Below are 23,514 nucleotides of genomic sequence, written 5' to 3'. Positions count from 1 at the left end.
AATGCGGCGGCGGGCGGCGGCAGCGGCGGCGGCGCCCGCGCGGCCGCTAGCGGGGCGGCGTGTAGATCGAGATTTCCTTGACCGGCGGGCGGACCAGCTGCATGGCGGCGGCCGGCGCGGCGGCGCGCGGCGCGACGGGACAGACGCCGTCGCGCTGGAAGCTGAGCGCGGCGGCCAGCAGGCCCTCCGCCGGGTCGCCCAGCGCGTGGCCGAGGTCGTCGGCGACGTTGCAGGTCGGCTGGAAGCCGTCGGCGTAGTCGCCAAAGCCTTTGTGGTTGACACCCTGGTACTGGATGGCGAAATAGGTGGTGCCGCAGTTGGCCGCCGGGACGAAGGCGTAAGGCTTGCCGCAGGTCGGCGCGCCGATCAGGTTGACCTCGATGTCGATCCCGCGCAGGCTGTTGATCACCGATTCGCTGGCCGAGCAGGTGGCGCCGGTGGCCAGCACGGTGACGCGCTTGAGGCCCAGGTAGGGCAGCTCGGCGCCGCTGGCCAGCGGCTGCGGCACCGCGAAGCCGAGCGCCTTGGCGAGGAACATCTGCGGCGGCCGCGGCTGGCTCTTGTCATTGGTTTTCAGCTGTTCGAACACCTTGCCCTTGGTCGCCGCCGGGCCGGCGATCATGTACGCCAGTTCGCTGGCGATGGTCAGCGTGCCGCCGCCGTTGTAGCGCATGTCGAGCACCAGCTCGTTCACGCCGGCCGCTTTGAGCTCGCCGATGGCGCGCGCCAGCTGGAACTCGGCGACGGCATTGTGTTCCTTGAACGTCAGGTAGCCGACCTTGCCGGCCGGCGTGTCGAGCACCTTGGTGTTGCGCACCGGCGCCATGCTCAGCTTGACGGCGCCGAGCGTGACGTCGAGGCTGGCGCCATCGCGGCGCTGCAGCAGCAGGCGGTGGCTGGCGCCGGCCACGGCCGGGAACAGGCCGGCGCTGACGCGGGCGGCGACGGCGGCATCGGCGTAGTCGGCGATCAGGGCGCCGTCGACCGACAGCAGGCGGTCGCCACGGCGCAGGCCGGCCAGGTCGGCCGGCGAGCCCGGCTCGACCAGGGTGACCAGCCACTGGCGCGGCTGCGCCGGATCGCTGTTGCGCAGCCAGGTCAGGCCATAGCCCAGCTCGACGCCGTCGTTCGACATGGCGTCCCACACGGCGCTCGGATAGGTGAAGTGGAAGCGGTCGCGCGGCCGGCCGGAGGCGGTCAGCGCGGGCGTCTTGAGCGCGTTGAAGAAATCGACCGGGTTGCGGAAGTCGGCCGCCTTCAGCTTGGCGGGCACCTCGGCGTACCACAGATAGGACTCGTCGATCATCGCGCGCACCCAGTTGAGCTCGTCGTCCAGGCTGCCCTGGATGTCCATGTACGGCAGGCCGTTGGGGGTCAGGCCGGTGCGCGGCTTCTCGCAGTGGCCGTACAGCGGCAGCGAGGACGGGATCGGGGGCACCGGCGGCAGCGGCGGTTCGGGCGGCGGCGCGGGCGGTGTCGGCGCCGTCGTGTCGGCCGGCGCGACGGCGTCGCCGCCGCAGCCGGCCAGGTTGAACAGGACGGCCGCGGCCAGGAGTAAGAGAGTGTTTGATTTCATCGGGCGGTGGCTCGCAGCGCAGAGAAATATCTGCGCGGCAATTCTATGGCGGCCCACCGTCCTTGTATATACTTTCTTACAATTTCTTACCCCCGGCGACGTGCTAGGAACCGAAGTGGTAGTTCAGCTCAAGCCAGACCTGGCGTCCCGCCGGGCTGAAACTGCCCGACGGGTAGTTGGGCCAACCGTAGCTGGTGTCGGTCTTGACCTTGTCGAAGACATTGTTGACGATCAGCGACACGGTGGTGCGCGGGTTGAGCTGGTAGACAGTGCTGGCGTTGACTTTGGTGGTCGAGTTCAGCAGCGCCGTGCCGGCCGAGTTTGGCACCCGGCCGTAGCGGGTGACGAACACGGTGCTCGACCAGTCGGCGATATTCCAATTCAAGCTGGTGTTGAGCTTGTTCGGCCAATCGACGTTGCTCAAGTCGGCCAGATCGTCGTTGAGTGGATCGCCGGGGAACTGGCGCGATTTTTTGGTCAGCGATTTCGAGAAATTGCCGGTCCAGACGAATTTTCCGTAGCCGCTGGTGCGCAAGGCGTACTTGAAGGCGATGTCGATACCGCTGACGGCCTGGGAGGCGGCGTTGATCGGGTTGACCAGGATCTGTTTGACCTCGCCCGGCTTGTACGGCGCATTGGCGGCGTAGCGGATCACCCGGTTGGCGACGTCGACGCAGGTCGGCGAGCCCTTGGGGTTGGCGCCGCTGTCGCAATCGGCCTCGTCGCGCAGCAGGCGGTCGGCGCTCAGGTTGGTGACCAGGTCGTCGATCTTGATGTTCCAGTAATCGAGCGAGACGTCGAAGTCGGCGCTAGGCGACCAGACCACGCCGGCGCCGAAGGACTTGCCCTTCTCCGACTTGAGGTCCTTGCTGCCGTACTGGATGTAGTCAAAGCCGGGCGAGACGTTGGCGTAGTCGCAGTTGTCGACGCTTTGCTTGTCACGCGCGCAGCGCAGGTAGTCGGTGCTGGACGAATAGTAGCCGTTGTCGCGCGCCTTGAAGATGTAGTTCATGTCCGGCGCGCGGAAGCTGGTGGCGTAATCGCCGCGCACCAGCAGCGACTTGACGGGACGCCATTCGACGCCGGTGTTGTAGGTCAGCTTGCCCTCGCTGCGGTCGGCGAATTTGTAGCGGTCGTAGCGGCCGGCCAGGCTCAGGTTGAGCTGTGCCAGCACGGGGATGCTGGCCTCGGCGCCGACGGCGTAACGGCCGCGCGTGCCGCCGACTTCGTCGGCCGGCACGAGGGTGTTGAAGTAACCTTGGTTGATGCGCGCGTCCGGCGTCTGGGAGAAGCCCTGGCGGCCGGCCTCGGCCAGCACGGCCAGCTTGACGGCGCCGGCCGGCAACTGGAACAGCTCGCCGTTGGCGGTCACGCTGACGTTGTTGACCCAGGAGCGGTCCTTGCTGTTGGAACTGTCGACGAAGCTGTCGAATTCGGACTGCGTCAGGCGTTTGGTCAGGCGTGCCGGGTCCGGCGCGTAAATGCCGATGCCGTCGCCGTCGACGCCCAGTTTGGGGCCGAGGAAGAAGGAGTCGATATTGCTGCGGGTGCGCGGCGCGTGGTTCTTGCTCTGGTAGACGGAGGCGTTGTAACCGGCCTCATAGGTCCAATCGCTGCCGGGGATGTGGCCACGGGCGCCGAACGACAGCGCGCCGGCGATATCCTTCCAGTCGCGGTTGTAGCGCTCGACGCCGCCGAACTCTTCCGGCGCACTGAGCTTGGTCCAGGTCTCGTAGACATTGGTGTTTTTGTTGAGGAAGTAATTGCCGGCCGTCGACAGCGACGTCCAGGTCGGGCCGCGCGTGCTGTTGGACGACTTGTTGCTCGACAGCAGAAGGTCGCCGAACAGCGTGGTGCCGCCGGCCAGGTCATAGGTCAGGCTGCCGAAGAAGTTCTGGCTGCTGTTCTCGGTCTGGGTGGTCCAGAAGGTCGGTTTGGCCTTGTTGCTGGCGCAGTAACTGCCTTTCTTCGTGGCGTACTTGACGGTGCTGTGATCGAACAGGTCGCCCAGCGTGTCGCAGGTGTCGCCGAGGTCGTAATAATTGCCGGTTTTCAGACTCTTACGCGACAGCACATTGGTCGGCGCGCCATCCTTGACGGCCATGAAGTCGCGGTCCTTGCTCCACAGCGGCTGACGTTCGCTCAGTTCCACGCTGAACAGGGCGTTGAGTCGGTCGAAGCTGCCGCCGCCGGTGATCTGCACGCGCTGCTCGTTGCCGCCGCCACGGGTGGTGGTGCCGCCCTTGACGTTGATGTCGATACCCTCGGCCTGCTTCTTCAGGATCACGTTGACGACGCCGGCGATGGCGTCCGAGCCGTAAATGGCGGAGGCGCCGCCGCTGAGGATTTCGATGCGTTCAACCACGCTGGACGGGATGTTGGCCAGGTTGGTGAAGTTGACCGCCCCTTCGTAGGCGATGGGGAAGTCGGCGATGCGGTGGCCGTTGAGCAGGATCAGCGTGTGGTTGGGACCGAGGCCGCGCAGGCTGATGGCGTTGGCCGACGGGGTATGGGTGTTGCCGAAGTCGCCGCCCTGGGTGAAGCCGCTGTTCTGCGCCTGGTTGCTCAGCGCGTCGAAGACGTTCTTGTAACCTTGTTTGGTGATCTCGGCGCCGGTGATGACGGTGACGGCCGACGGTCCCTCCAGCGTGGCGCGCGGGATGCGCGAGCCGGTCACGGTGACGGCCGGCGGCTCGGCGGCGGCTCCGTTCACCACCACGGCAGGGGCGGCGGCGGCAGCGGCGGCGGGCGCCTGCGCTTGGGCGGCCTGGCTACACAACAGCGCGATAACGCCGGCTGCCAGCGGTTTCAATCTCAAGTTTGTCGTCTTCATCGAGTTTTCGCTATTTCAAAAAACTCAACAGTAGCAAAACTCGTATAGATGGAGAACGAATATATCCGCGTTTTCTTATGCGTTTAATCGACAATGCACAAAAAAGCAACACTAGCGTCATGCTAGTTGTAATCATGGGGGGGAACACCCACCGGCAGAGAGCCGGGGTCAGACCCCGCGGGTCTGACCCCAGAATTACGCCGCTGGGTTTGCTCGCTGGCCGGCGGCGCGCGCAAAAAAGGGCGACCAGTCGGTCGCCCTTTTTGTTCGCGGCAAGCGTCTTAGGCGACGTTGCTGCGGCTACCCGCCGGCACCGATGCCTGCGCCGGCGCGTTATAAGCGGCGATCAGCGTCGCCTCCTTCTGCTTGGCCGCCTTCAGGTGGCGTTCCTTGACATGGCCATAACCGCGGATGTCCTCCGGGATGCTGGCGATGGCCACCGCCTGCGTCAGGTTGTCCACCGTCAGCTTGGGCAGCAGCGCCGCCACGCTCTGGCGGTACTCGCCGATCAGCGCGCGCTCCATCTTGCGCTCGGCGGTGTAGCCGAACACATCGAGGGCGCTGCCGCGCAGGCCCTTGAACTTGGCCAGCACGCCGAAGGCCTTCATCATCCAGGGGCCGAACTCCTGCTTGATCAAGTGCCCATTCGAGTCGTGCTTGGCCAGCAGCGGCGGCGCCAGGTGGAACTTGAGCTTGATGTCGCCCTCGAACATGCCGGCGATCTTCTGCTGGAAGGCGCCGTCGGTGTACAGGCGGGCCACTTCATACTCGTCCTTGTAGGCCATCAGCTTGTAGAAGTAGCGCGCCACCGCCTCGGCCAGACGGCTGCCCTTACCCAGCTTGGCCTCCTCGGCGCGCACCTGGTCGACGAAGGCCTTGTATTGCTGGGCGTAGGCGGCGTCCTGGTAGGCGGTGAGCAGTTCGACGCGGCGGTTGACCAGGTCGTCGAGCGTTTGCATGCGCTTGAACTCGATCACCTTGGCCGGCGTGGTCAGCTTGACCACCGAGGCCAGGTCGTGCGCCGCCGTGCGGCCCCAGGCGAAGGCCGATTTGTTGAAGCCGACCGAGACGTTGTTCAACTCGATCGCCTTGATAATCGACGCCTCGCTGAGCGGCACCTGGCCGCGCTGGAAGGCGTAGCCGAGCATGAACATATTGGTGGCGATCGAGTCGCCCATCAGCGCGGTGGCGATCTGGCCGGCGTCGATGAAGTCGACCTGTTTCTCGCCACAGGCCTTGATGATCTCGCTGCGCGAGGAGGCGTCGGGGAACTGCCAGTCGGGGTTCTTGACGAAGGCGGCGGTCGACGAGCCGGTCGAGTTGATGGCGGCGAAGGTGCGCCCCTCGCCCATGCGCGACAGGGCGTCGCGGCTGGCCGTGACGATCAGGTCGCAGCCGATCACCAGGTCGGCGCTGCCGGTGCCGACGCGGGTCGAGTGCAGGTCGGCCTGCTTGTCGGCCAGGCGCACGTGCGACATCACCGGGCCGCCTTTTTGCGCCAGCCCGCTCATGTCCAGCACCACCGCGCCCTTGCCTTCGACGTGGGCGGCCATCGCCAGGATCTGGCCGACGGTGACCACGCCGGTGCCGCCGATGCCGGTGATGAGGATGCCGAACGGCGTCGTCGTCGGCGGAATGGCGGGCATCGGCAGGACCGGCATGGCGGCGTCGCCGGCGGCGGCCTTCTTCGGCTTCTTCAACGCGCCGCCCTCGACCGTCACGAAGCTCGGACAGAAGCCGGTGGTGCAGGAGAAGTCCTTGTTGCAGGACGACTGGTTGATCTGGCGCTTGCGCCCCAGTTCCGTCTCCAGCGGCTCGACCGACAGGCAGTTCGACTGCACCGAGCAGTCGCCGCAGCCTTCGCAGACGGCCTCGTTGATGACGGCGCGCTTGGCCGGGTCCGGGTACTCGTTGCGTTTCCGCCGGCGCCGCTTCTCGGAGGCGCAGGTCTGGTCGTAGATCATGGCCGACACGCCGGGCTTGTCGCGCAACTCGCGCTGCACGTCCATCAACTCGCTGCGGTGGCGCACGGTGACGCCCTCGGCCCATTTGTAGCCGGCCGGGTATTTCTCCGGCTCGTCGGTGACGACGATGATCGGGCCGACACCCTCGGCGGCGATCTGGCGCGAGATCATGCCGGGGTCGAGCGGGCCGTCGAACTCCTGGCCGCCGGTCATGGCGACGGCGTCGTTGAACAGGATCTTGTAGGTGATGTTGACCTTGGCCGCCACCGCCGCGCGGATCGCCAGGATGCCGGAGTGGAAGTAGGTGCCGTCGCCCAGGTTGGTGAAGACGTGCTTCTCGTTGGTGAACGGCGCCTGGCCGACCCAGGTGACGCCTTCGGCGCCCATGTGGGTGAAGGTCGAGGTCTCGCGGTCCATCCACAGCACCATGTAGTGGCAGCCGATGCCGGCCAGCGCGCGCGAACCCTCGGGCACCTTGGTCGAGCTGTTGTGCGGGCAGCCGGAGCAGAAATACGGCGTGCGGTCGGTCTCCGGGTTCGGCTTGGCCGGCACGGTTTTCAGCACCAGCTCCTTGGCTTCGAGGAAGGCGATGCGCTCCTGCACGCGCTGGGCCACCGGGTGGCCGGCGCAGTAGTGCGAGATGCGGCTGGCGATGGCGCGGGCGATCTGCGCCGGGTTCAGCTCGTAGGTGGCCGGCAGCAGCCAGTCGCCGTGGCCGGTGTTGCCCTTGTTGCTCCATTCGCCGGTGTCGTCGAACTTGCCGACCACGCGCGGCCGCTCGCCGTCCTTCAGGTTGTACAGCTCCTCCTTCAGCGCGTATTCGAGGATCTGGCGCTTCTCTTCGACCACCAGGATCTCGTCGAGGCCCTTGGCGAAGCTGTGCACGCCGTCGGCCTCCAGCGGCCAGGTCATGCCGATCTTGTACAGGCGGATGCCGATGTCGGCGGCGGCCTGCTCGTCGATGCCCAGGTCGGCCAGCGCCTGCCGCGTGTCCAGGTAGGATTTGCCGGCGGTGATGATGCCGATCTTGGCCTTCGGGCTGTCCCAGATGATCTTGTTGAGCTTGTTGGCGCGGGCGTAGGCCAGCGCGGCGTACCACTTGTGGCTGTTCATCCGCACTTCCATGTCGAGCACGGTGTCGGGCCAGCGGATGTTCAGGCCGCCGGCGGGCAGCTCGAAGTCGTCCGGCGTGACGATCTGCACGCGGTCGGGGTCGAAGTCGACCACGGCGCCGGACTCGATGATGTCGGTGACGCACTTCATCGACACCCACAGCCCGGTGTAGCGGCTCATCGCCCAGGCGTGCAGGCCGTAGTCGATGTACTCCTGCACCGAGGCCGGGTACAGCACCGGGATGCCGCAGGCGTTGAGGATGTGGTCGGACTGGTGGGCGGTCGAGGAGGACTTGGCGGCATGGTCGTCGCCGGCCAGCACCAGCACGCCGCCGTGCTTGGCCGAGCCGGCGTTGTTGGCGTGCTTGAAGACGTCGCCGCAGCGGTCGACGCCGGGGCCTTTGCCGTACCACATGGAGAAGACGCCGTCGTACTTGGCGTCCTTGAACAGGTTGGTTTGCTGGGTGCCCCAGACGGCGGTGGCGGCCAGGTCCTCGTTCATGCCGGGGTGGAACTTGACGTGGTGGGCGTCGAGGTGTTTCTTCGCCTTCACCGCCGTCATGTCGACGCTGGTGACCGGCGAGCCACGGTAGCCGGTGATGTAGCCGGCCGTGTTCAGGCCGGCCTTCAGGTCGCGCTCGCGCTGCATCATCGGCAGGCGGATCAGCGCCTGGGTGCCGGTGATGAAGGCGCGGCCGCGCTCCAGGGTCCATTTGTCGTCGAGGGAAATGCCGTCCGCGTGCGGACCCGGCTCTAGGTGCGAGCCCTTGATTGGTGCGTTCATTGCTGTTGTCTCCATTATTCTCAATGCGGTACGCGGCCGGGCCGGGTCGGTCCGGCCGCGCGATCCGGCGCGCCTTGTGGGCGCGCCGAAGCGGAAAATGTGTTTTTTTACAGGGTATCACAAGGCCGCCGCACCGTTCTGCGCGGTGCTGGCGGCTTCAAACCTTGGGGCTGCGAACCCCGTGCGCCGTTGCTGCAGGCCCAACCCCGGGGCGCGAACCCGGGGTCGGACCCGCGGGGTCCGACCCCGGCTTCACGCCGCTGGGGTTGGTCCGCGTCACCGGCCCCTTGGCGTGCTCAGGCCGGCGTGTTGGCCGGGTCCCGCAGCACGCCGCGCTTGATCTGGTCGAGCTCGATGGACTCGAACAGGGCGCGGAAGTTGCCCTCGCCGAAGCCCTGGTCGCCCTTGCGCTGGATGATCTCGAAGAAAATCGGGCCGATCACGTTCTGCGTGAAGATCTGCAGCAGCAACTCGCGCTCGTGCTCCGAGCTGTGGCCGTCGAGCAGGATGCGCAGGCGGCGCATTTCGGCCAGGTTCTCGCCGTGGTGCGGCAGACGCCGCTCGACCAGCTCGTAGTAGGTCTCGATGGTGTCCTGGAAGACGATGCCGCCGTCGCGCAGCTTTTGCACCGAGGCGTAGACGTCGTCGCTGCCCAGGGCGATGTGCTGGATGCCCTCGCCGTGGTACTGGTCGAGGTATTCGGCGATCTGCGACTTGTCGTCGGACGACTCGTTGATGGGGATGCGGATCTTGCCGCAGGGCGAAGTCATCGCCTTCGACTTCAGGCCGGTCAGCTTGCCCTCGATGTCGAAGTAGCGCACCTCGCGGAAGTTGAACAGGCTCTCGTAGAAGCCGGCCCACTCCTTCATGCGGCCACGGTGGACGTTGTGGGTCAGGTGGTCGATATAGGTCAGGCCGTTGCCGAGCGGGTTGGCGACGGCGCCGGGAATGGCGACGAAATCGACGTCGTAGATGCTGATGTCGCCGATCGCGCCCGGCAGCGGCGCGGCGGCGCCGGCCGCGCCGGCGCCCTTGCCGCGCCAGCGGTCGACGAAGTAGAGCAGCGAGTCGCCGACGCCCTTGATGGCCGGGATGTTCAGCTCCATCGGCCCGGTCTGGTTGTCGAAGCCCCAGGCGCCCAGCTCGAGCGCGCGGCGGTAGGTGAAGGCGGCGTCGGCGACGCGGATGGCGATGGCGCACACCGACGGCCCGTGCTGGCGGGCGAAGCGCTGGGCGAACGAGTCCCGCTCGGCGTTGATGATGAAGTTGATCTCGCCCTGGCGGTACAGGGTGACGTCCTTGTGGCGGTGGCGCGCGATGGCGCAAAAGCCCATGCGCTCGAACAGCGCGCCGAGCGCCTTCGGATCGGGCGCGGCGTATTCGACGAACTCGAAGCCGTCGGTGCCCATCGGGTTGTCCCATGGCTGGAATTGCATGCCGGTCTCCTTGGATTTACCAGGTTTTATTATGCGCACAGTATAGACCCGGCGCGCCGGCAGAAAATTGCAAACAATTCCCGCCGGGCCGCTTTTTGCGCAATAATATTGCCTTGAAATCGAATTTTTGAGGTGTTCATGACCAAGATCGCGCTGGATAAAACGGACCGCAAGATTCTGGCCATCCTGCAGGCCGACGGCCGCCTGTCCAACCAGGACGTGGCCGAGCTGGTCAGCCTGTCGCCGTCGCCCTGCCTGCGCCGCATCAAGCGGCTCGAGGAGGCCGGCGTGATCCGCCAGTACGTCGCCCTGCTCGACCCGGACAAGATCGGCCTGGGCCTGCTGGCCTACGTCAACGTGCGGCTGGAGAAGCACAGCGAGGCGGCGGCGCACAGCAACGCCCGCGCGCTGGGCGCGGCGCCGGCGTCGGCCTCGCCACGGGCCGACTTCGCCGTCTCGGTCGAGCAGTGGCCCGAGGTGGTGGCCTGCTACGCCATGACCGGGGAGATGGATTATCTGCTGCGCGTGCACGTCGAGGACATGGACCACTTCTCGCGCTTCATGATGGCGACCTTGCTGCGCCACCCGGCGGTGCTGGACGTCAAGTCCAGCTTCGCCCTGCAGCGCATCAAGGACACCACGGCGCTGCCGCTGGTGTGAGTGGAAAGCCGCGCCGGCCTAGCGGCGCTTGCGGCCGGGCAGCCGGTCCAGCCATTTGACGGCGGCGCGGGTGTTGGCCTTGAGGGTGTAATCGAGGGTGGCGAACTGCTCCTCGACGGCCTCCTGCAGCATGCTGCCGGGATTCGGCGGCGCCAGCTTCAGGTAGGCGTCGGCCTCGCCGTAGTCGCGCTGGATCGCCATGCCGGCCTTGCGGGCGATGTGCATCATGGTCTGGTTCGACGACAGGCAGTGCATGTACAGGGTGTCGACGTCGTTGTTGCGGCAGTGGATGGCGGCGCGCTCGAACAGCTTGCTGCCCACGCCCATGCCGCGCACCGAGCGGCCGACCGAGACGCCGAACTCGGCGACCCGCTCCTTGGCCGTCACGGCGCTCTTGCCGGGGTCGGTCTTGGCGAACGCCAGGTGGCCCACGGCGACCAGCTGGAACACCCGGTTGTAGACGCCGAACACCATGTCGCGGCTGAAGTCGATGCCGTTGACGTAGCTGCCCACCAGCTCGTCGGGCAGGGCCGAACCGAAGCGCAGCAGGCGGTCGGCGCGCTCCAGGCCGAGGAAATGTTTGAGCATGCGGCGGCGGTCGCGCTCCCGCAGTTCCTTGATCAGCACGGTGGGGCGCGACTTGCGCTTGAACCAGCGCGGCAGCGGATTTTGAAACAAATCGATCGAGTTCACTTCACTACTCCTAAACCCGGCACGCCGGCGTGACGCGACGGCGCTGCGCGGCCGGCCGGGCCGCCGATGCTGCGGCGCAACATCGATGTATTGTAGCGCAAGCGGCGCGCCGTTTCGCACGGTAGTTCTACTTAGCCGCCGCGCCGTTTGGCGCCGGATCGGATGACGGATTCGGCGTCGCATCCGGCGCAAGGTCCGCCGCCTCGCCGTTGTCGTCGTCGCCGTCGGCGGCGCCCAGCGCCAGCCGCACCGCCGCCACGCGGGCCCGGCGCACCTGCTCGGGAATGCGCTGCGGCTGCTCCAGGCAGCGCTGGGCGATGGCGCCGGCGTCGACGCCGCGCGCCGCCGCCAGCGCCGTCTCCAGGTGGGCCAACTGCGGGAAGGGCCGCTCGCGGAAGCTGGCGCCGGCGCCGCTGCGGCCGCGCGAATCGCACTCGGTGGCCAGCAGCATGTCGCGGAAGCGGGCCGGCTTGCGGAAGGCGTCGCAGCGCTCCATCAGGGTGACCATGGTGGCCGGCCGCAGCACCAGCGCGCGGCCGACGTTGCCGTGCTCGCGCGCCGTCATCACGGCCAGGTCGCGGCAATCGCCCGGCACCTTCAGCCGCTTGCACACCCGCTCCACCAGCGGCACGCCGAGGCCCTCGTGGCCGTGGTGGGCCGGCCACTTGGCGGCCGGCGTGGCGCCCTTGCCCAGGTCGTGCATCAGGCAGGCGAAGCGCACCGGCAGCGCCAGGCCGGCGGCGGCGGCGCAGTCGACCACCTGCAGCATGTGGGCGCCGGTGTCGATCTCGGGATGATACAGTTCCGGCTGCGGAATTCCCCATAGTGTATCGAGTTCCGGCAGGATGCGCGCCAACGCGCCGCAGTCGCGCAGCACCTCCAGCATGCGCGAGGGGCGCCGCTCCATCAGGCCGCGCGACAGCTCTTGCCAGACCCGCTCGGGCACCAGGGCGTCGACCTCGCCCTGCTCGACCATGCGGCGCATCAGCGCGTTGGTCTCCGGCGCCACCGTGAAGTCGGGGTAGCGGGCGGCGAAGCGGGCCACACGCAGGATGCGCACCGGGTCCTCGGCGAAAGCCTCGGAGACGTGGCGGAAGACCCGCCGCCGCAAGTCGCCCTGGCCGTCGAAGGGGTCGCACAGCGTGCCGTCGGCGGCGCGGGCGATGGCGTTGATGGTCAGGTCGCGCCGCACCAGGTCCTGCTCCAGGGTCACCTCGGGCGAGGTGTGGAAGACGAAGCCGCGATAGCCGGGCGCGGTCTTGCGCTCGGTGCGCGCCAGCGCGTACTCCTCCTGCGTTTGCGGGTGCAGGAACACCGGGAAGTCCTTGCCGACCGGGCGGTAACCCTGGCGCAGCATGTCCTCCGGGGTGGCGCCGACCACCACGTAATCGTGGTCCTGGAAGGGCACGCCGAGCAGGGCGTCGCGCACGGCGCCGCCCACCACGTAGATCCGCATCGCCACGCCTACTCCGGCATCTCGGCGTCGTGCTTGGGCGCCGTCTCGACCTCGGCCATGGCCTCGGCCACCCAGCGCGCCACCGCCGGCTGGGCCAGCACGCGCTCGCAGTAGGCGTTCAGCGCCGGCGCCAGCGACACGCCGTAGGTGCGGAAGCGCATGACCACCGGGGCGAAGTAGGCGTCGGCGATGGAGAACTCGCCGAACAGGAACTGGTGGTGGCCGAAGCGCGACAGGCACTCCTCCCAGATCTCGCTGATGCGGCCGATGTCGGCCTGGGCGCCGTGGCTGCGGCCCTTGCCGGGCAAGCTGGCGCGGATGTTCATCGACATCGCCGTGCGCAGGTCGGCGAAGCCGGCATGCATCTCGGCGCAGACCGAGCGCGCCATGGCGCGCGCCGCCACGTCCTGCGGCCACAGGTGCAGCTCGGGGAACTGCTCGGCCAGGTATTCGCAGATCGCCAGGCTGTCCCAGATGGTCATCTCGCCGGCCAGCAGCACCGGCACGCGGCCGCAGGCCGAGTAGTTGGCGATCAGGTTGGCCGTGTCGGGCTGGTCGAGCAGCACGCGCACCTCCTGGAAGGGGATGCCGAAGGCGGTCATCGCCACCCACGGCCGCATCGACCAGGACGAGTAGTTCTTGTTGCCGATGACCAGGGTCAGGCCGGGCTCGCGGGCGGCGGCCAGGGTGGTGGTCAGGGAGGGATCGAGCTGGGTGGTCTGCATATATCGTCCGTGGAGGGTGAGCGTCGTGGTGGTCTGCGTTGATTTGCGCTGATTTGCGTTGGTCTGCGTTGGTCTGCGTTATGGTCTCCGGCTAGCGGCCGGCGCGGCGGCGGTAGTCGTCGAGCGGGTCGGCCGCCTTGCCCAGGTAGTGCGGCGCCGCCGCCTGCAGCGCGGTCGGGCGGATGCCCAGGTCGGCCAGGGTCAGCGCCGTCGTGGTCGGCGCAATCACATTGTCGACCCGCATCGAGTCGAGGTTGTCGCGGCTCATCAGCGGCGTGCCGGGCAGGCATTCGAACAGCCGCGCCTGCAGGCGCGCCAGCGCGTCGGGCAGCTTGACGATGGGGCGCGGGTGGCCGCCGTAGACGCCGGCCAGCCGCACCAGCTGGGCCAGGGTGAACACCTGCGGCCCGCCCAGCTCATACACCTGGTTGCGGCTGCGCGGCTGGCGCAGCGCGGCGACGAAGGCTTGCGCCACGTCGCCCACATACACCGGCTCGAAGCGCGCGTCGGCGCCGGCCAGCGGCACCAGCGGCAGCAGGCGCTGCATCCCGGCGAACAGATTGAGGAAATGGTCGCCCGGGCCGAACACCACCGAGGGACGGAAGATGGTGGCCGCCAGCGGCGGCCGCGACCGCGCGGCCAGCTCGCCGTCCCACTTCGAGCGCGCGTACATCGACGGCCCGTCGGCGGCGGCGCCCAGCGCGCTCATATGCAGGTAGCGCGGCACGCCGGCCGCCACGGCGGCGGCGGCGATGCGGCGCGGCAGCGCGACGTGGGCGCGGGCGAAGTCGGCGCCGTAGGGTGCGCCGGGGCGCGAGTGCAGCAGGCCGACCAGGTTGATGACGGCGTCGGCGCCGCGCAGCAGCTGGGCCAGCGCGGCGTCGTCGTGCACGTCGGCCTGGCGCACTTCGAGGCGCGGCAGGAAGATCAAATGCTTGGCGTCCTCGTAGCGCCGGCTCGCCACCAGCACGCGCGCGCCGGCGCCGGCCAGTTGCGCCACCAGGTGGCTGCCGATGAAACCGGAGCCGCCGATCACCACCACGTTCAAGTCGTCCATGCCCTGCTCCTTTCCGCCGGCGCCCCAGGCGCGGCCATCAGCGGTTGCCGAAACTGCTCTCCTGCTGCTCCTGCTCGCTGTAACCCTTCGGTGCCACCGTGCCCAGGCGCGCCTTCAGCGACTGCGGCCGGCCCTCGAACAGGGCGGCGTAGTAGGTGGCGTTCGACATCACGTTCTTCACATAGGTGCGCGTCTCGGCGTAGGGGATGGCCTCGATGAAGACCGCGCCCTCCATCGGCTTGGTCAGCGTGGCGCGCCAGGAACGCAGCCGGCCCGGGCCGGCGTTGTAGGCGGCCGTGGCCAATGTCTGCGAGCCGTCCATGTTGCCCAGCACCATGTTCATGTAATTGGCGCCGAGCAGGATGTTGGTGCGCGCGTCGCTCAGCATCTCCTGCACGAAGTCGGTCAGGCCGATCTTCTTGGCCACCCAGCGCCCGGTCGAAGGCATCACCTGCATCAGGCCGGAGGCGCCCACCGAGGACTGCGCGTCCATGATGAAGCGCGATTCCTGGCGGATCAGGCCGTACACCCAGGCCTTGTCCAGGCCCAGCGTCTGCGTGGTCGGATGCATGATGTCGAGGTGCGGCGAGGGGAAGCGCTGGCTGTAGTCGACCTGGATGCGGGTGCGCTCCGAGGTGTTGACCATGCGGTCGAGGATGTTGTTCTGGCGGGCGAACTCGGCGGCGGCCAGATGCTCGCGCTCGTTCAGCTTGCGCAGCGACCAGTTCCACTCGCGCGTGCCCTCGAAGCGCAGGCGCATGGCGAAGAACTTCAGGGCGCGCTGGAAGCCGGGGTCGGCGGCGATCGGCGCGATCTCGGCCGGGCCGATCGGCGCGCCCGGCAGCGGGATGGTGATCAGCCGGCCCAGCTCCTCCGAGGCCAGCTGGCCGTAGAAATTGGACTGCTCGGCGATGCCGCGGAACAGCTGGGCCGCCTCGGCGGTCGGCGCCGTGCCGCCGGCCTCGGCCATCAGGGCGCGGCCCATCCAGTAGACCCAGGCCGGATCGGCGCGCAGCGAGGCCGGCATCGCCTTGATGCAGCTCTTGACCAGCTTCCAGTCGCCGTCGCGCAGGGCGATGCGGGTCTTCCATTGCAGCGCATCGAGCGACAGCGGGGCGCCGTTGGACTTGCGCCAGTACTCGCCCGTCTCGGCGGCCAGGGTGTAGGACGACCACAGCGCGATGTTGCCCCAGCCGACCGCCAGCTCCGCCGCCGTCAACTGCGGCGCCGCCTTGTTCAGCGCCAGCACGGCCAGCTTGACGCTGGTGCGCGCCATGCGGCCGACCGCCACCAGGTAGATCTCGTGGTCGACGTGGCCCACGCCCGGCCCCTTGGCCAGGGCGATGGCCGGCAGGTCGATGGCCTGGGCGATCTTCTTGTCCGAGCCGTCGAGCAGCACGGCGGCGCGCTTGCCCTGGCCGGTGGCGTTGAACTCGCCGGCCAGGCGCAGCTGCGCCAACACGTCGTTGCGGTCGAACTGGCCGCCCTGGAACAGGGTGGCGATCAGGCCGCCGCAGGCGTCGCCGTAGACGTTGGGCGCCACCAGCAGGGCGCGCGCCTCGTCGGCCACGCGCTGGCCCTTGAGCGCGCGCGACTGCAGCGCGTAGCACTTGACCTGGGTGTCGTCGTTGATGATGTAGAGCGGCAGCTGGTCGTCGAAGTTGGCCCAGTCGCGCTTGCGGCCCAGTTCGAGCAGCCAGTCGTTGCGCAGGCGGTCGGCGATGGCGCTGCCGTCGTAGCGGCGCAGAAAGTCGCGGATCTCCTCGGTCGAGGCGGTACGGAAATGCGATTTGAGCCGATAATAGTCGACGTAGGACGGAATGGAATAGTTCGGCAGGCGGGCGGCGTAGAACTCGGCCTTGGCGGCGTCGTCCTGGCGCACCGCGTCGCGCAGCAGCAGGAAGGAGTCGTCCTCTTTGCGGCTATCGCTGGCGCTGTCGTCGGCGCGGGCCGGCGATGTTACGACGCACGCGGCCAGGATGGCGGCGCCGGCAAACCATTTCGAAGCGGAAATCAATGTGCGACTCTCACAAAATCTTAATTCAATGGACATGAACAGCGACCCTAGAATACCACGCGCCGCAGAGCCACCACCAGCCCCGCCGGTCAATCCCAACGCGGCCAAGGCGGATTTAAGGCAGCGCCTGCTGGCGGCCCGCCGCGGCCTCGACGGCGCCACGCGGGCGCAGTGGGACAGGGCCATCGGCGCCCGCGTCGTCGACTGGTGGCGCGGCGGCGGCGCGGCAGCGCTGGGCGTCTACTGGCCGTTGCGCGACGAGCCCGACCTGCAGGCCGCCTACGCCGAGCTGGCGCGGCTGGGCGTGCGCCTGCTGCTGCCGGTGGTGGTGCGAAGGGACGCGGCGCTGGAGTTCGCCCACTGGAACATCGGCGAGGAGATGGTCAAGGACAAGATGGGCGTGGCGGTGCCGGCCGACTTGCGCCTGGAGGCCTATCCGCCGGCGCTGCTGGTGCCCTGCCTGGGCTTCAATCCGCAAGGTTATCGGCTAGGCTACGGCGGCGGCTTCTACGACCGCACGCTGGCGCGCCAGCCGCGGCCGCAAACGCTGGGCGTGGCCTACTCCTGCCTGGCGGCCGAGTTCGCCAGCGACCGCCACGACATCCCGCTCGACCGCATCGTCACCGAATCTCCCAGCGGGGTCGGCTCCAGCGGGGTCAGCCAGCGGGGTCAGTGCCGACATTCGGACACAAGCTCAGCAGTAGGGCCGCCGGCATCGCCCGGACCGGGTTGAAACCAAGCGATACGGCTCAGTTCGTGTCCGAATGTCGGCACTGACCCCGCGAACTGACCCCGCGAAACTCGCAGCGGGGTCAGTTCCGACATTCAGACACAAGCTCAGCATTAGGGTCGCCGGCATCGCCCGGACAGGGTTGACACCAAGCGATAAGGCTCAGTTCGTGTCCGAATGTCGGCACTGACCCCGCTCCTGTAGGGTCGCCCGCATCGCCCGGTCAGGGTTGAACCAAGCGGTGCGGCCCAGCTCGTGTCCGAATGTCGGCACTGACCCCGCGCGAAAAATGGGCCGGCGAAAAAAAGCGGCCCGGGTGGGCCGCCTTGGTGCTTGCCGGGCTGTCGCTCAGACCAGGCGCTGCCACAGGGCCGTCGTGGCGGCGGCCTGGTTCATGCTGTAGAAGTGCAGGCCGGGCGCGCCGCCGGCCAGCAGGCGTTGGCACAGCGCCGTCACCACGTCCAGGCCGAAGGCCTTGATCGAGGCGCTGTCGTCGCCGAAGCTGGCCAGCTTGAGGCGCACCCAGCGCGGGATCTCGGCGCCGCACATGTCGGAGAAGCGCATCAGCTGGGTGTAATTGGTGATCGGCATGATGCCGGCCACGATGGGCACCTCGATGCCCAGCTTGCGGGTCTGCTCGACGTACTGGAAGTAGGCGTCGGCGTTGTAGAAGTACTGGGTGATGGCGGCGTTGGCGCCGGCCTTGACCTTGCGCTCGAAGGCCAACAGGTCGTCCTGCGGCGAACGGGCTTGCGGGTGCACCTCGGGATAGGCGGCCACTTCGATGTGGAACCAGTCGCCCGTCTCGGCGCGGATGAATTCGACCAGCTCGTTGGCGTAGCGGAATTCGCCGGCCGCGCCGTAGCCGCTCGGCAGGTCGCCGCGCAGGGCGACGACACGGCGGATATTGTGCGACTTGAATTCGGCCAGGATGGCGCGGATCGACTCGCGCGTGCCGCCGACGCAGGACAGGTGGGGCGCGGCGTCCTCGCCGGCGGCGAGGATTTCGACCACCGTGTCGAGCGTGCCGCGCTGGGTGCTGCCGCCGGCGCCGAAGGTCACGGAAAAATACTTGGGGTGCAGCAGCGAGAGCTTGGCGCGCGTGGCGCGCAGCTTCTCGGCGCCTTCCGCCGTCTTGGGCGGATAGAATTCGATGCTGAAATTAGGAGTTTCCATCTGCGTTCTTCAGAAGTAGGGTGGACAGGGACCAGGAAATCACGCTGTACAGCAGGGCGCCGCCGATGGCCGACCAGAAACTGTCGACATGGAAGCCGTTGACCAGCTGGGCCACCAGCCAAAACATCAGGCCGTTGATGACGAAGATGAACAGGCCGAGCGAGACCACCGTCACCGGCAGGGTCAGCAACAGCAGCACGGGGCGGATCAGGGTGTTGACCAGGCCCAGCAGGAGGGCCGCGACGAGGGCCGCGCCGATGCTCGTGACATCGACGGAATGCATCAGGTAGGGAACGGCCAGCAGGGCTGCCGCGTTGATTAACCAGGTAAGGACCAAACGCATGGGTGGGACTCGCTGCAAAAATTGGGGCGGGACGAAACTGGGGCCGGCGATCGTGAAAAGGCCGGCCCCGCTGCTCAAGGCAGATTAATAACGGTAGTGGTCAGGCTTGTACGGACCTTGCTGCTTGACGCCGATGTAGGCGGCTTGCTCTTCGGTCAGCACGGACAGCTGGGCGTTGAGTTTCTTCAATTGCAGGCGGGCGACCTTCTCGTCCAGGTGCTTGGGCAGCACGTAGACGCCGACCGGGTAGTTGGCGGTGTTGGCGAACAGCTCGATCTGGGCGATGGTCTGGTTGGCGAACGACGAGCTCATCACGTAGGACGGGTGGCCGGTGCCGCAACCGAGGTTGACCAGGCGGCCTTCGGCCAGCAGGATGATGCGCTTGCCCGACGGGAAGATCACGTGGTCGACCTGCGGCTTGATGTTTTCCCAGGTGTACTTCTTCAGCGCGGCGACGTCGATCTCGTTGTCGAAGTGGCCGATGTTGCAGACGATCGCCTGGTCCTTCATCGCCAGCATGTGCTGCTCGGTGAGGATGTGGTAGTTGCCGGTGCAGGTGACGAAGATGTCGCCGTGTTCGGCGGCGTATTCCATCGTCACCACGCGGTAGCCTTCCATCGCCGCCTGCAGCGCGCAGATCGGGTCGATTTCGGTGACCCAGACCTGGGCCGACAGGGCGCGCATGGCCTGCGCCGAGCCCTTGCCGACGTCGCCGTAGCCGGCGATGACGGCGACCTTGCCGGCGATCATCACGTCGGTGGCGCGCTTGATGCCGTCGACCAGCGACTCGCGGCAGCCGTACAGGTTGTCGAACTTCGACTTGGTGACCGAGTCGTTGACGTTGATGGCCGGGAAGGCCAGCTTGCCGTCCTTGTGCATCTGGTACAGGCGGTGCACGCCGGTGGTGGTTTCCTCGGTCACGCCCATGATCTGCGGCAGACGCTTGGAGTACCAGGCCGGGTCGATCGCCAGGTGCAGCTTGATGGCGTTGAACAGGCAGATTTCCTCTTCCGAACCGGGCGCGGCCAGCACGCCGATGTCCTTCTCGGCGCGCGCGCCCAGATGCAACAGCAGCGTGGCGTCGCCGCCGTCGTCGAGGATCATGTTCGAGTAGACCGCGTTGCCGGCGGCGTCGGCCGGCCAGTCGAAGATGCGGTGGGTGTAGTCCCAGTACTCGTCCAGCGTTTCGCCCTTGATGGCGAACACCGGCGTGCCGCCGGCGGCGATGGCGGCGGCGGCGTGGTCCTGGGTCGAGTAGATGTTGCACGAGGCCCAACGCACCTTGGCGCCCAGCGCTTCCAGCGTCTGGATCAACACGGCGGTCTGGATGGTCATGTGCAGCGAACCGGTGATGCGCGCGCCCTTGAGCGGCTGGCTGGCGGCGAATTCCTCGCGGATCGCCATCAGGCCGGGCATTTCGGTTTCGGCGATCTTGATTTCCTTGTCACCCCAAGGGGCCAGGGAGATGTCGGCGACCAGATAGTCTTGTGCGGATTTGAGTACGGCGTTCATCACGCCCTCCTTTCAGTTAGAAAAAAGTAACGTGAGCGCGGTTGCAGATTCCGAGCCTGGCGAAATGGGGAATTTCGTCGCAACGCTCCTCGGAACAGGGATTTTAACACCGTTGCCGTAGTCCAAGGCAAGAAAAACCGCCGCCGCGCCCGGCGCAAGGCGGACGGGGCGGCGGTCGGCGCGCCAAAAAAACCACAGGGACGGGGCGGACTCGCCGCGCCGCCCCTGTGGCACCGCTCGCCGAAGGCGGCGGCGCGGGCTTTCGGATTGCTTGATTACCTGATTACTTGAGGCCGGCGGCGTCGCGCAGGATGGCGGCCTTGTCGGTGCGCTCCCAGGTGAACTCCGGCTCTTCGCGGCCGAAGTGGCCGTAGGCGGCGGTCTTCTGGTAGATCGGGCGCAGCAGGTCGAGCATCTGCACGATGCCTTTCGGCCGCAGGTCGAAGTGCTCCATCACCAGGGCGGCGATCTTGTCGTCCGGAATCACGCCGGTGCCTTCGGTGTAGACGGTGATGTTGATCGGCTTGGCCACGCCGATGGCGTAGCTGACCTGCACCTGGCACTGCCGCGCCAGGCCGGCGGCGACCACGTTCTTGGCGACGTAGCGGGCGGCGTAGGCGGCCGAGCGGTCGACCTTGGTGGGGTCCTTGCCGGAGAAGGCGCCGCCGCCGTGCGGGCTGGCGCCGCCGTAGGTGTCGACGATGATCTTGCGGCCGGTCAGGCCGCAGTCGCCCTGCGGACCGCCGATGACGAAGCGGCCGGTCGGGTTGACCAGGTAGCGGGTGTCGACCAGCCATTCGCGCGGCATGACCTGCTTGATGATGTCCTCGATCACCGCCTCTTCGATGTGCTTGTGCGAGATGTCCGGCGAATGCTGGGTCGACAGCACCACGGTGTCGACGGCGACCGGGCGGCCGTTGACGTAGCGCAGGGTGACCTGCGACTTGGCGTCCGGACGCAACCACGGCAGGCGGCCGTCCTTGCGCAGCTGCGACTGGCGCTCGACCAGGCGGTGGGCGTAGTGGATGGCGGCCGGCATCAGCTCGGCCGTCTCGTCGCAGGCGTAGCCGAACATCAGGCCCTGGTCGCCGGCGCCCTGGTCGAGGTCGATGCCGGCGCCCTCGTCGACGCCCTGGGCGATGTCGGGCGACTGCTTGTCGTAGCCGACCAGCACGGCGCAGCCGCGGTAGTCGATGCCGTAGTCGGTGTTGTCGTAGCCGATGCGTTTGATGGTTTCGCGCGCCACTTGAATATAATCGACGTTGGCGAAGGTGGTGATCTCGCCGGCCAGCACCACCAGACCGGTGTTGCACAGCGTTTCGGCGGCGACCCGCGCTTTCGGGTCCTGCGCCAGGATGGCGTCGAGGATGGCGTCGGAAATCTGGTCGGCGACCTTGTCCGGATGGCCTTCGGATACGGATTCCGAGGTGAAGAGGTAATCGTTTGACATCGCAAGCTCCTGATATTGGTGTGAAGATGTTTTGTCGCCAACCAATACGGCTTGCGACGCTTTAGCGACATTTATATTCCGCTTCGCAAGTTGTCTGTTAACTCAGCGGATCCTGCATACGTGGTATTTTACGCTTCTTAAAAAAATTTTGGCTAGGCAATACGCGCCGAACGCCCTCTTCTTTACACGAATCAAACCCATGCTGGTACTCCTTTTCCGTTTCCTCTCCATCTTCCCCCTGCCCTTCCTGCATGCGCTGGGCGCCGCGCTGGGCTGGCTGGTGTATCTGAGCTCGCCGTCCTACCGCCGGCGCATGCGCGACAACATGCGTCAGGCCGGTTACGCCGCCCATCTGCCGACGGCCATCGCCGAGGCCGGCAAAAGCATCGTCGAGCTGCCCTTCATCTGGTGCGCCGCGCCGGAGCGCGTCTCGCGCCACGCCAGCGACGAAAACTGGATCGTCGTCCAGCAAGCCCTCGACGCCGGCCGCGGCATCGTCTTTTTGACGCCACACCTGGGCTGCTTCGAGATCGTCGCGCAGGAGATCGCGCTGCGCACCGAGCTGACCGTGATGTACCGGCCGCCGAAGAAGGCGGCGCTGAAACCGCTGATCGAAGGCGCCCGCGCGCGCAACAACCTGCTGCTGGCGCCGGCCACCATGTCCGGCGTGCGCATCCTGGCCAAGACGCTGAAGCGCGGCCGGCCGATCGGCCTGCTGCCCGACCAGGTGCCGCAGGAGGGCGAAGGCGTGTGGGCCGACTTCTTCGGCCGCGCCGCCTACACCATGACCCTGCCGGCCAAGCTGGCGCAGATGGGCGACGCCGTCATCATCGTCACCTATGCCGAGCGGCTGCCGCATGGCAGGGGTTACGTGGTCCGTTTCGTGCCGTTCGAGGCCAGCCTGGAGGGCACGGCGGCCGAACAGGCGCGCGCCATCAACGGCGCGATGGAGCAACTGATCGCCCGCAGTCCCGGGCAATATTATTGGAGCTACAACCGCTACAAGGTGCCGGCCGGCGCCAGCGCGCCCGACAGCGGCGCCCAGGCGCGGGCCAAGGCCGAGGCCGAGACCGCAGCCAAGGCCAAGGCCGGCGGGGAGGCGGCATGAAGCTGATGCTTGGACTGATGTGGCTGCTGCACTGGCTGCCGCTGCCGCTGCTGGGCCGCTTCGGCGACCTGGTCGGCGCCATCCTGTTTACCTTGCTGCGCGCGCGCCGCCACATCGCGCTGACCAATCTGCGCCTGTGCCTGCCCGAACTCGGCGAAGCCGAGCGGGTCCGCCTGGCGCGCCAGCACTTCCAGGCCTATTCGCGCAGCGTGTGGGAGCGCGGCGTGCTGTGGTGGGCCTCGGAGGCGCGCCTGCGCCGCCTGATCACGGTCGAGCCCGGCGCCGTGCCGGTGGCGGCGATGACGCAGACACCGACCATTCTGCTGTGCCCGCATTTCGTCTGCCTCGACGTGGCCGGCGTCGCCATCGCCATGGAGGCCAGCGCCTCGTCGATGTACGTGCAGCAGAAGAACGCCGCCTTCGACCAGGTGCTGCGGCGGGGCCGCTCGCGCTTCAAGCCGGTGCGCCTGTTCACCCGCCAAGACGGCATCAAGCCCATCCTGCGCGCGCTGCGCGACAAGCTGCCCTACTTCATGCTGCCGGACATGGACTTCGGCGAGAAGGACGCCGAGTTCGTGCCCTTCTTCGGCGTCGAGGCGGCCACCCTGACGGCCACCGCCCGCATCGCCGCCAGCACCGGCGCCCAGGTGATGCCGGTGATCGCCACCTTCCTGCCGAACTACCGCGGCTGGCGTGTCAAGTTCTACCCGGTGTGGGACAATTACCCGGGCGAGGACATGCTCGCCGCCACCCGCCGCATGAACGAGTTCATCGAGGAACGCGTGCGCGAGGCGCCGGCCGAGTATTTCTGGACCCACAAACGCTTCAAGACGCGGCCGGCCGGCCAGGCCTCGCTGTACGCCAAGCCGACGCCCTGAACGG

The 23,514-nt window shown here is 67.5% G+C and carries 17 protein-coding genes and 1 riboswitch; of the genes, 4 read left to right on the top strand and 13 right to left on the bottom strand.

Annotated elements, in window-relative coordinates; all coding sequences use genetic code 11:
* Positions 1-46: 46 nt before the first annotated feature.
* The 4 genes from H7U20_RS07945 to hppD all read right to left on the bottom strand — a co-directional run bounded on the left by H7U20_RS07945 (position 47) and on the right by hppD (position 9,705).
* Positions 47-1,576, bottom strand: coding sequence for a S41 family peptidase (locus H7U20_RS07945; RefSeq protein ID WP_199519058.1), 1,530 nt, complete (start codon positions 1,574-1,576; stop codon positions 47-49).
* A gap of 103 nt (positions 1,577-1,679) precedes the next feature.
* Positions 1,680-4,394: a TonB-dependent receptor domain-containing protein gene (locus tag H7U20_RS07940; RefSeq protein ID WP_233410575.1), complete on the bottom strand. Its 2,715-nt coding sequence runs from the start codon at positions 4,392-4,394 to the stop codon at positions 1,680-1,682.
* 296 nt (positions 4,395-4,690) lie between these two features.
* Positions 4,691-8,269 (bottom strand): indolepyruvate ferredoxin oxidoreductase family protein, encoded by a 3,579-nt coding sequence (locus H7U20_RS07935; protein WP_199519056.1) that lies wholly within the window; start codon positions 8,267-8,269, stop codon positions 4,691-4,693.
* Between the two features lie 296 nt (positions 8,270-8,565).
* Positions 8,566-9,705 carry a 4-hydroxyphenylpyruvate dioxygenase gene (gene hppD / locus H7U20_RS07930; protein ID WP_199519055.1) on the bottom strand — a complete coding sequence of 380 codons (1,140 nt, stop codon included), beginning with the start codon at positions 9,703-9,705 and terminating at the stop codon, positions 8,566-8,568.
* 138 nt (positions 9,706-9,843) lie between these two features.
* On the opposite strand from hppD, the gene H7U20_RS07925 reads away from it, so the two are divergent.
* Positions 9,844-10,365, top strand: coding sequence for an Lrp/AsnC family transcriptional regulator (locus H7U20_RS07925; protein ID WP_199519054.1), 522 nt, complete (start codon positions 9,844-9,846; stop codon positions 10,363-10,365).
* Positions 10,366-10,383: 18 nt separating this feature from the next.
* On the opposite strand, the gene H7U20_RS07920 is transcribed toward H7U20_RS07925, so the two are convergent.
* The 5 genes from H7U20_RS07920 to H7U20_RS07900 all read right to left on the bottom strand — a co-directional run bounded on the left by H7U20_RS07920 (position 10,384) and on the right by H7U20_RS07900 (position 16,313).
* On the bottom strand, positions 10,384-11,058 hold the full coding sequence (locus H7U20_RS07920) for a GNAT family N-acetyltransferase (RefSeq protein ID WP_199519053.1): 675 nt from the start codon (positions 11,056-11,058) through the stop codon (positions 10,384-10,386).
* A gap of 127 nt (positions 11,059-11,185) precedes the next feature.
* A complete protein-coding gene (locus H7U20_RS07915; protein WP_199758872.1) occupies positions 11,186-12,514 on the bottom strand; it encodes a multifunctional CCA addition/repair protein in 1,329 nt (442 codons plus the stop codon).
* Between the two features lie 8 nt (positions 12,515-12,522).
* Positions 12,523-13,239 (bottom strand): glutathione S-transferase family protein, encoded by a 717-nt coding sequence (locus tag H7U20_RS07910; protein WP_199519052.1) that lies wholly within the window; start codon positions 13,237-13,239, stop codon positions 12,523-12,525.
* A gap of 91 nt (positions 13,240-13,330) precedes the next feature.
* The gene (locus H7U20_RS07905; protein ID WP_199519051.1) at positions 13,331-14,296 is read right to left on the bottom strand and encodes a complex I NDUFA9 subunit family protein; all 966 of its coding nucleotides are present in this window, start codon (positions 14,294-14,296) and stop codon (positions 13,331-13,333) included.
* Positions 14,297-14,333: 37 nt separating this feature from the next.
* The gene (locus tag H7U20_RS07900; RefSeq protein ID WP_233410574.1) at positions 14,334-16,313 is read right to left on the bottom strand and encodes a lytic transglycosylase domain-containing protein; all 1,980 of its coding nucleotides are present in this window, start codon (positions 16,311-16,313) and stop codon (positions 14,334-14,336) included.
* A gap of 34 nt (positions 16,314-16,347) precedes the next feature.
* Here H7U20_RS07900 and H7U20_RS07895 point away from each other — a divergent pair, with 34 nt between their 5' ends.
* Entirely contained in the window at positions 16,348-17,046 is a 699-nt protein-coding gene (locus H7U20_RS07895; protein ID WP_199519049.1) for a 5-formyltetrahydrofolate cyclo-ligase, read from the top strand.
* Positions 17,047-17,391: 345 nt separating this feature from the next.
* Here H7U20_RS07895 and metF read toward each other — a convergent pair whose 3' ends face one another.
* The 4 genes from metF to metK all read right to left on the bottom strand — a co-directional run bounded on the left by metF (position 17,392) and on the right by metK (position 21,524).
* On the bottom strand, positions 17,392-18,219 hold the full coding sequence (gene metF / locus H7U20_RS07890) for a methylenetetrahydrofolate reductase [NAD(P)H] (RefSeq protein ID WP_199519048.1): 828 nt from the start codon (positions 18,217-18,219) through the stop codon (positions 17,392-17,394).
* Positions 18,206-18,562 carry a phage holin family protein gene (locus H7U20_RS07885; protein ID WP_199519047.1) on the bottom strand — a complete coding sequence of 119 codons (357 nt, stop codon included), beginning with the start codon at positions 18,560-18,562 and terminating at the stop codon, positions 18,206-18,208. Before H7U20_RS07885 ends, metF begins: the two co-directional genes overlap by 14 nt.
* Positions 18,563-18,646: 84 nt before the next feature.
* Entirely contained in the window at positions 18,647-20,074 is a 1,428-nt protein-coding gene (ahcY, locus tag H7U20_RS07880) for an adenosylhomocysteinase (protein WP_199519046.1), read from the bottom strand.
* A 26-nt stretch (positions 20,075-20,100) separates the two neighbouring features.
* Positions 20,101-20,171, bottom strand: a riboswitch (S-adenosyl-L-homocysteine riboswitch).
* A gap of 186 nt (positions 20,172-20,357) precedes the next feature.
* Positions 20,358-21,524: a methionine adenosyltransferase gene (gene metK, locus H7U20_RS07875; protein ID WP_199519045.1), complete on the bottom strand. Its 1,167-nt coding sequence runs from the start codon at positions 21,522-21,524 to the stop codon at positions 20,358-20,360.
* 199 nt (positions 21,525-21,723) lie between these two features.
* Between metK and H7U20_RS07870 the strand changes: the two genes are divergently transcribed.
* On the top strand, positions 21,724-22,632 hold the full coding sequence (locus H7U20_RS07870) for a lysophospholipid acyltransferase family protein (RefSeq protein WP_199519044.1): 909 nt from the start codon (positions 21,724-21,726) through the stop codon (positions 22,630-22,632).
* Positions 22,629-23,510, top strand: coding sequence for an LpxL/LpxP family acyltransferase (locus H7U20_RS07865; RefSeq protein ID WP_199519043.1), 882 nt, complete (start codon positions 22,629-22,631; stop codon positions 23,508-23,510). Before H7U20_RS07870 ends, H7U20_RS07865 begins: the two co-directional genes overlap by 4 nt.
* Positions 23,511-23,514 lie beyond the last annotated feature (4 nt).

This window comes from Rugamonas violacea (assembly GCF_016461825.1).
In the GTDB taxonomy this organism is placed as follows: Bacteria; Pseudomonadota; Gammaproteobacteria; order Burkholderiales; family Burkholderiaceae_D; genus Rugamonas.
This window is presented reverse-complemented; position numbering and strand designations above follow the sequence as displayed.

Excerpts from the sequence above, each read along its gene's own strand:
- metK (WP_199519045.1), bottom strand. The coding sequence starts at position 21,524 with ATGTCAAACGATTACCTCTTCACCTCGGAATCCGTATCCGAAGGCCAT.
- ahcY (WP_199519046.1), bottom strand. The coding sequence starts at position 20,074 with ATGAACGCCGTACTCAAATCCGCACAAGACTATCTGGTCGCCGACATC.
- H7U20_RS07945 (WP_199519058.1), bottom strand. The coding sequence starts at position 1,576 with ATGAAATCAAACACTCTCTTACTCCTGGCCGCGGCCGTCCTGTTCAAC.
- hppD (WP_199519055.1), bottom strand. The coding sequence starts at position 9,705 with ATGCAATTCCAGCCATGGGACAACCCGATGGGCACCGACGGCTTCGAG.
- H7U20_RS07935 (WP_199519056.1), bottom strand. The coding sequence starts at position 8,269 with ATGAACGCACCAATCAAGGGCTCGCACCTAGAGCCGGGTCCGCACGCG.
- H7U20_RS07905 (WP_199519051.1), bottom strand. The coding sequence starts at position 14,296 with ATGGACGACTTGAACGTGGTGGTGATCGGCGGCTCCGGTTTCATCGGC.
- H7U20_RS07870 (WP_199519044.1), top strand. The coding sequence starts at position 21,724 with ATGCTGGTACTCCTTTTCCGTTTCCTCTCCATCTTCCCCCTGCCCTTC.
- metF (WP_199519048.1), bottom strand. The coding sequence starts at position 18,219 with ATGGAAACTCCTAATTTCAGCATCGAATTCTATCCGCCCAAGACGGCG.
- H7U20_RS07915 (WP_199758872.1), bottom strand. The coding sequence starts at position 12,514 with ATGCGGATCTACGTGGTGGGCGGCGCCGTGCGCGACGCCCTGCTCGGC.
- H7U20_RS07925 (WP_199519054.1), top strand. The coding sequence starts at position 9,844 with ATGACCAAGATCGCGCTGGATAAAACGGACCGCAAGATTCTGGCCATC.
- H7U20_RS07895 (WP_199519049.1), top strand. The coding sequence starts at position 16,348 with ATGAACAGCGACCCTAGAATACCACGCGCCGCAGAGCCACCACCAGCC.
- H7U20_RS07910 (WP_199519052.1), bottom strand. The coding sequence starts at position 13,239 with ATGCAGACCACCCAGCTCGATCCCTCCCTGACCACCACCCTGGCCGCC.
- H7U20_RS07885 (WP_199519047.1), bottom strand. The coding sequence starts at position 18,562 with ATGCGTTTGGTCCTTACCTGGTTAATCAACGCGGCAGCCCTGCTGGCC.
- H7U20_RS07865 (WP_199519043.1), top strand. The coding sequence starts at position 22,629 with ATGAAGCTGATGCTTGGACTGATGTGGCTGCTGCACTGGCTGCCGCTG.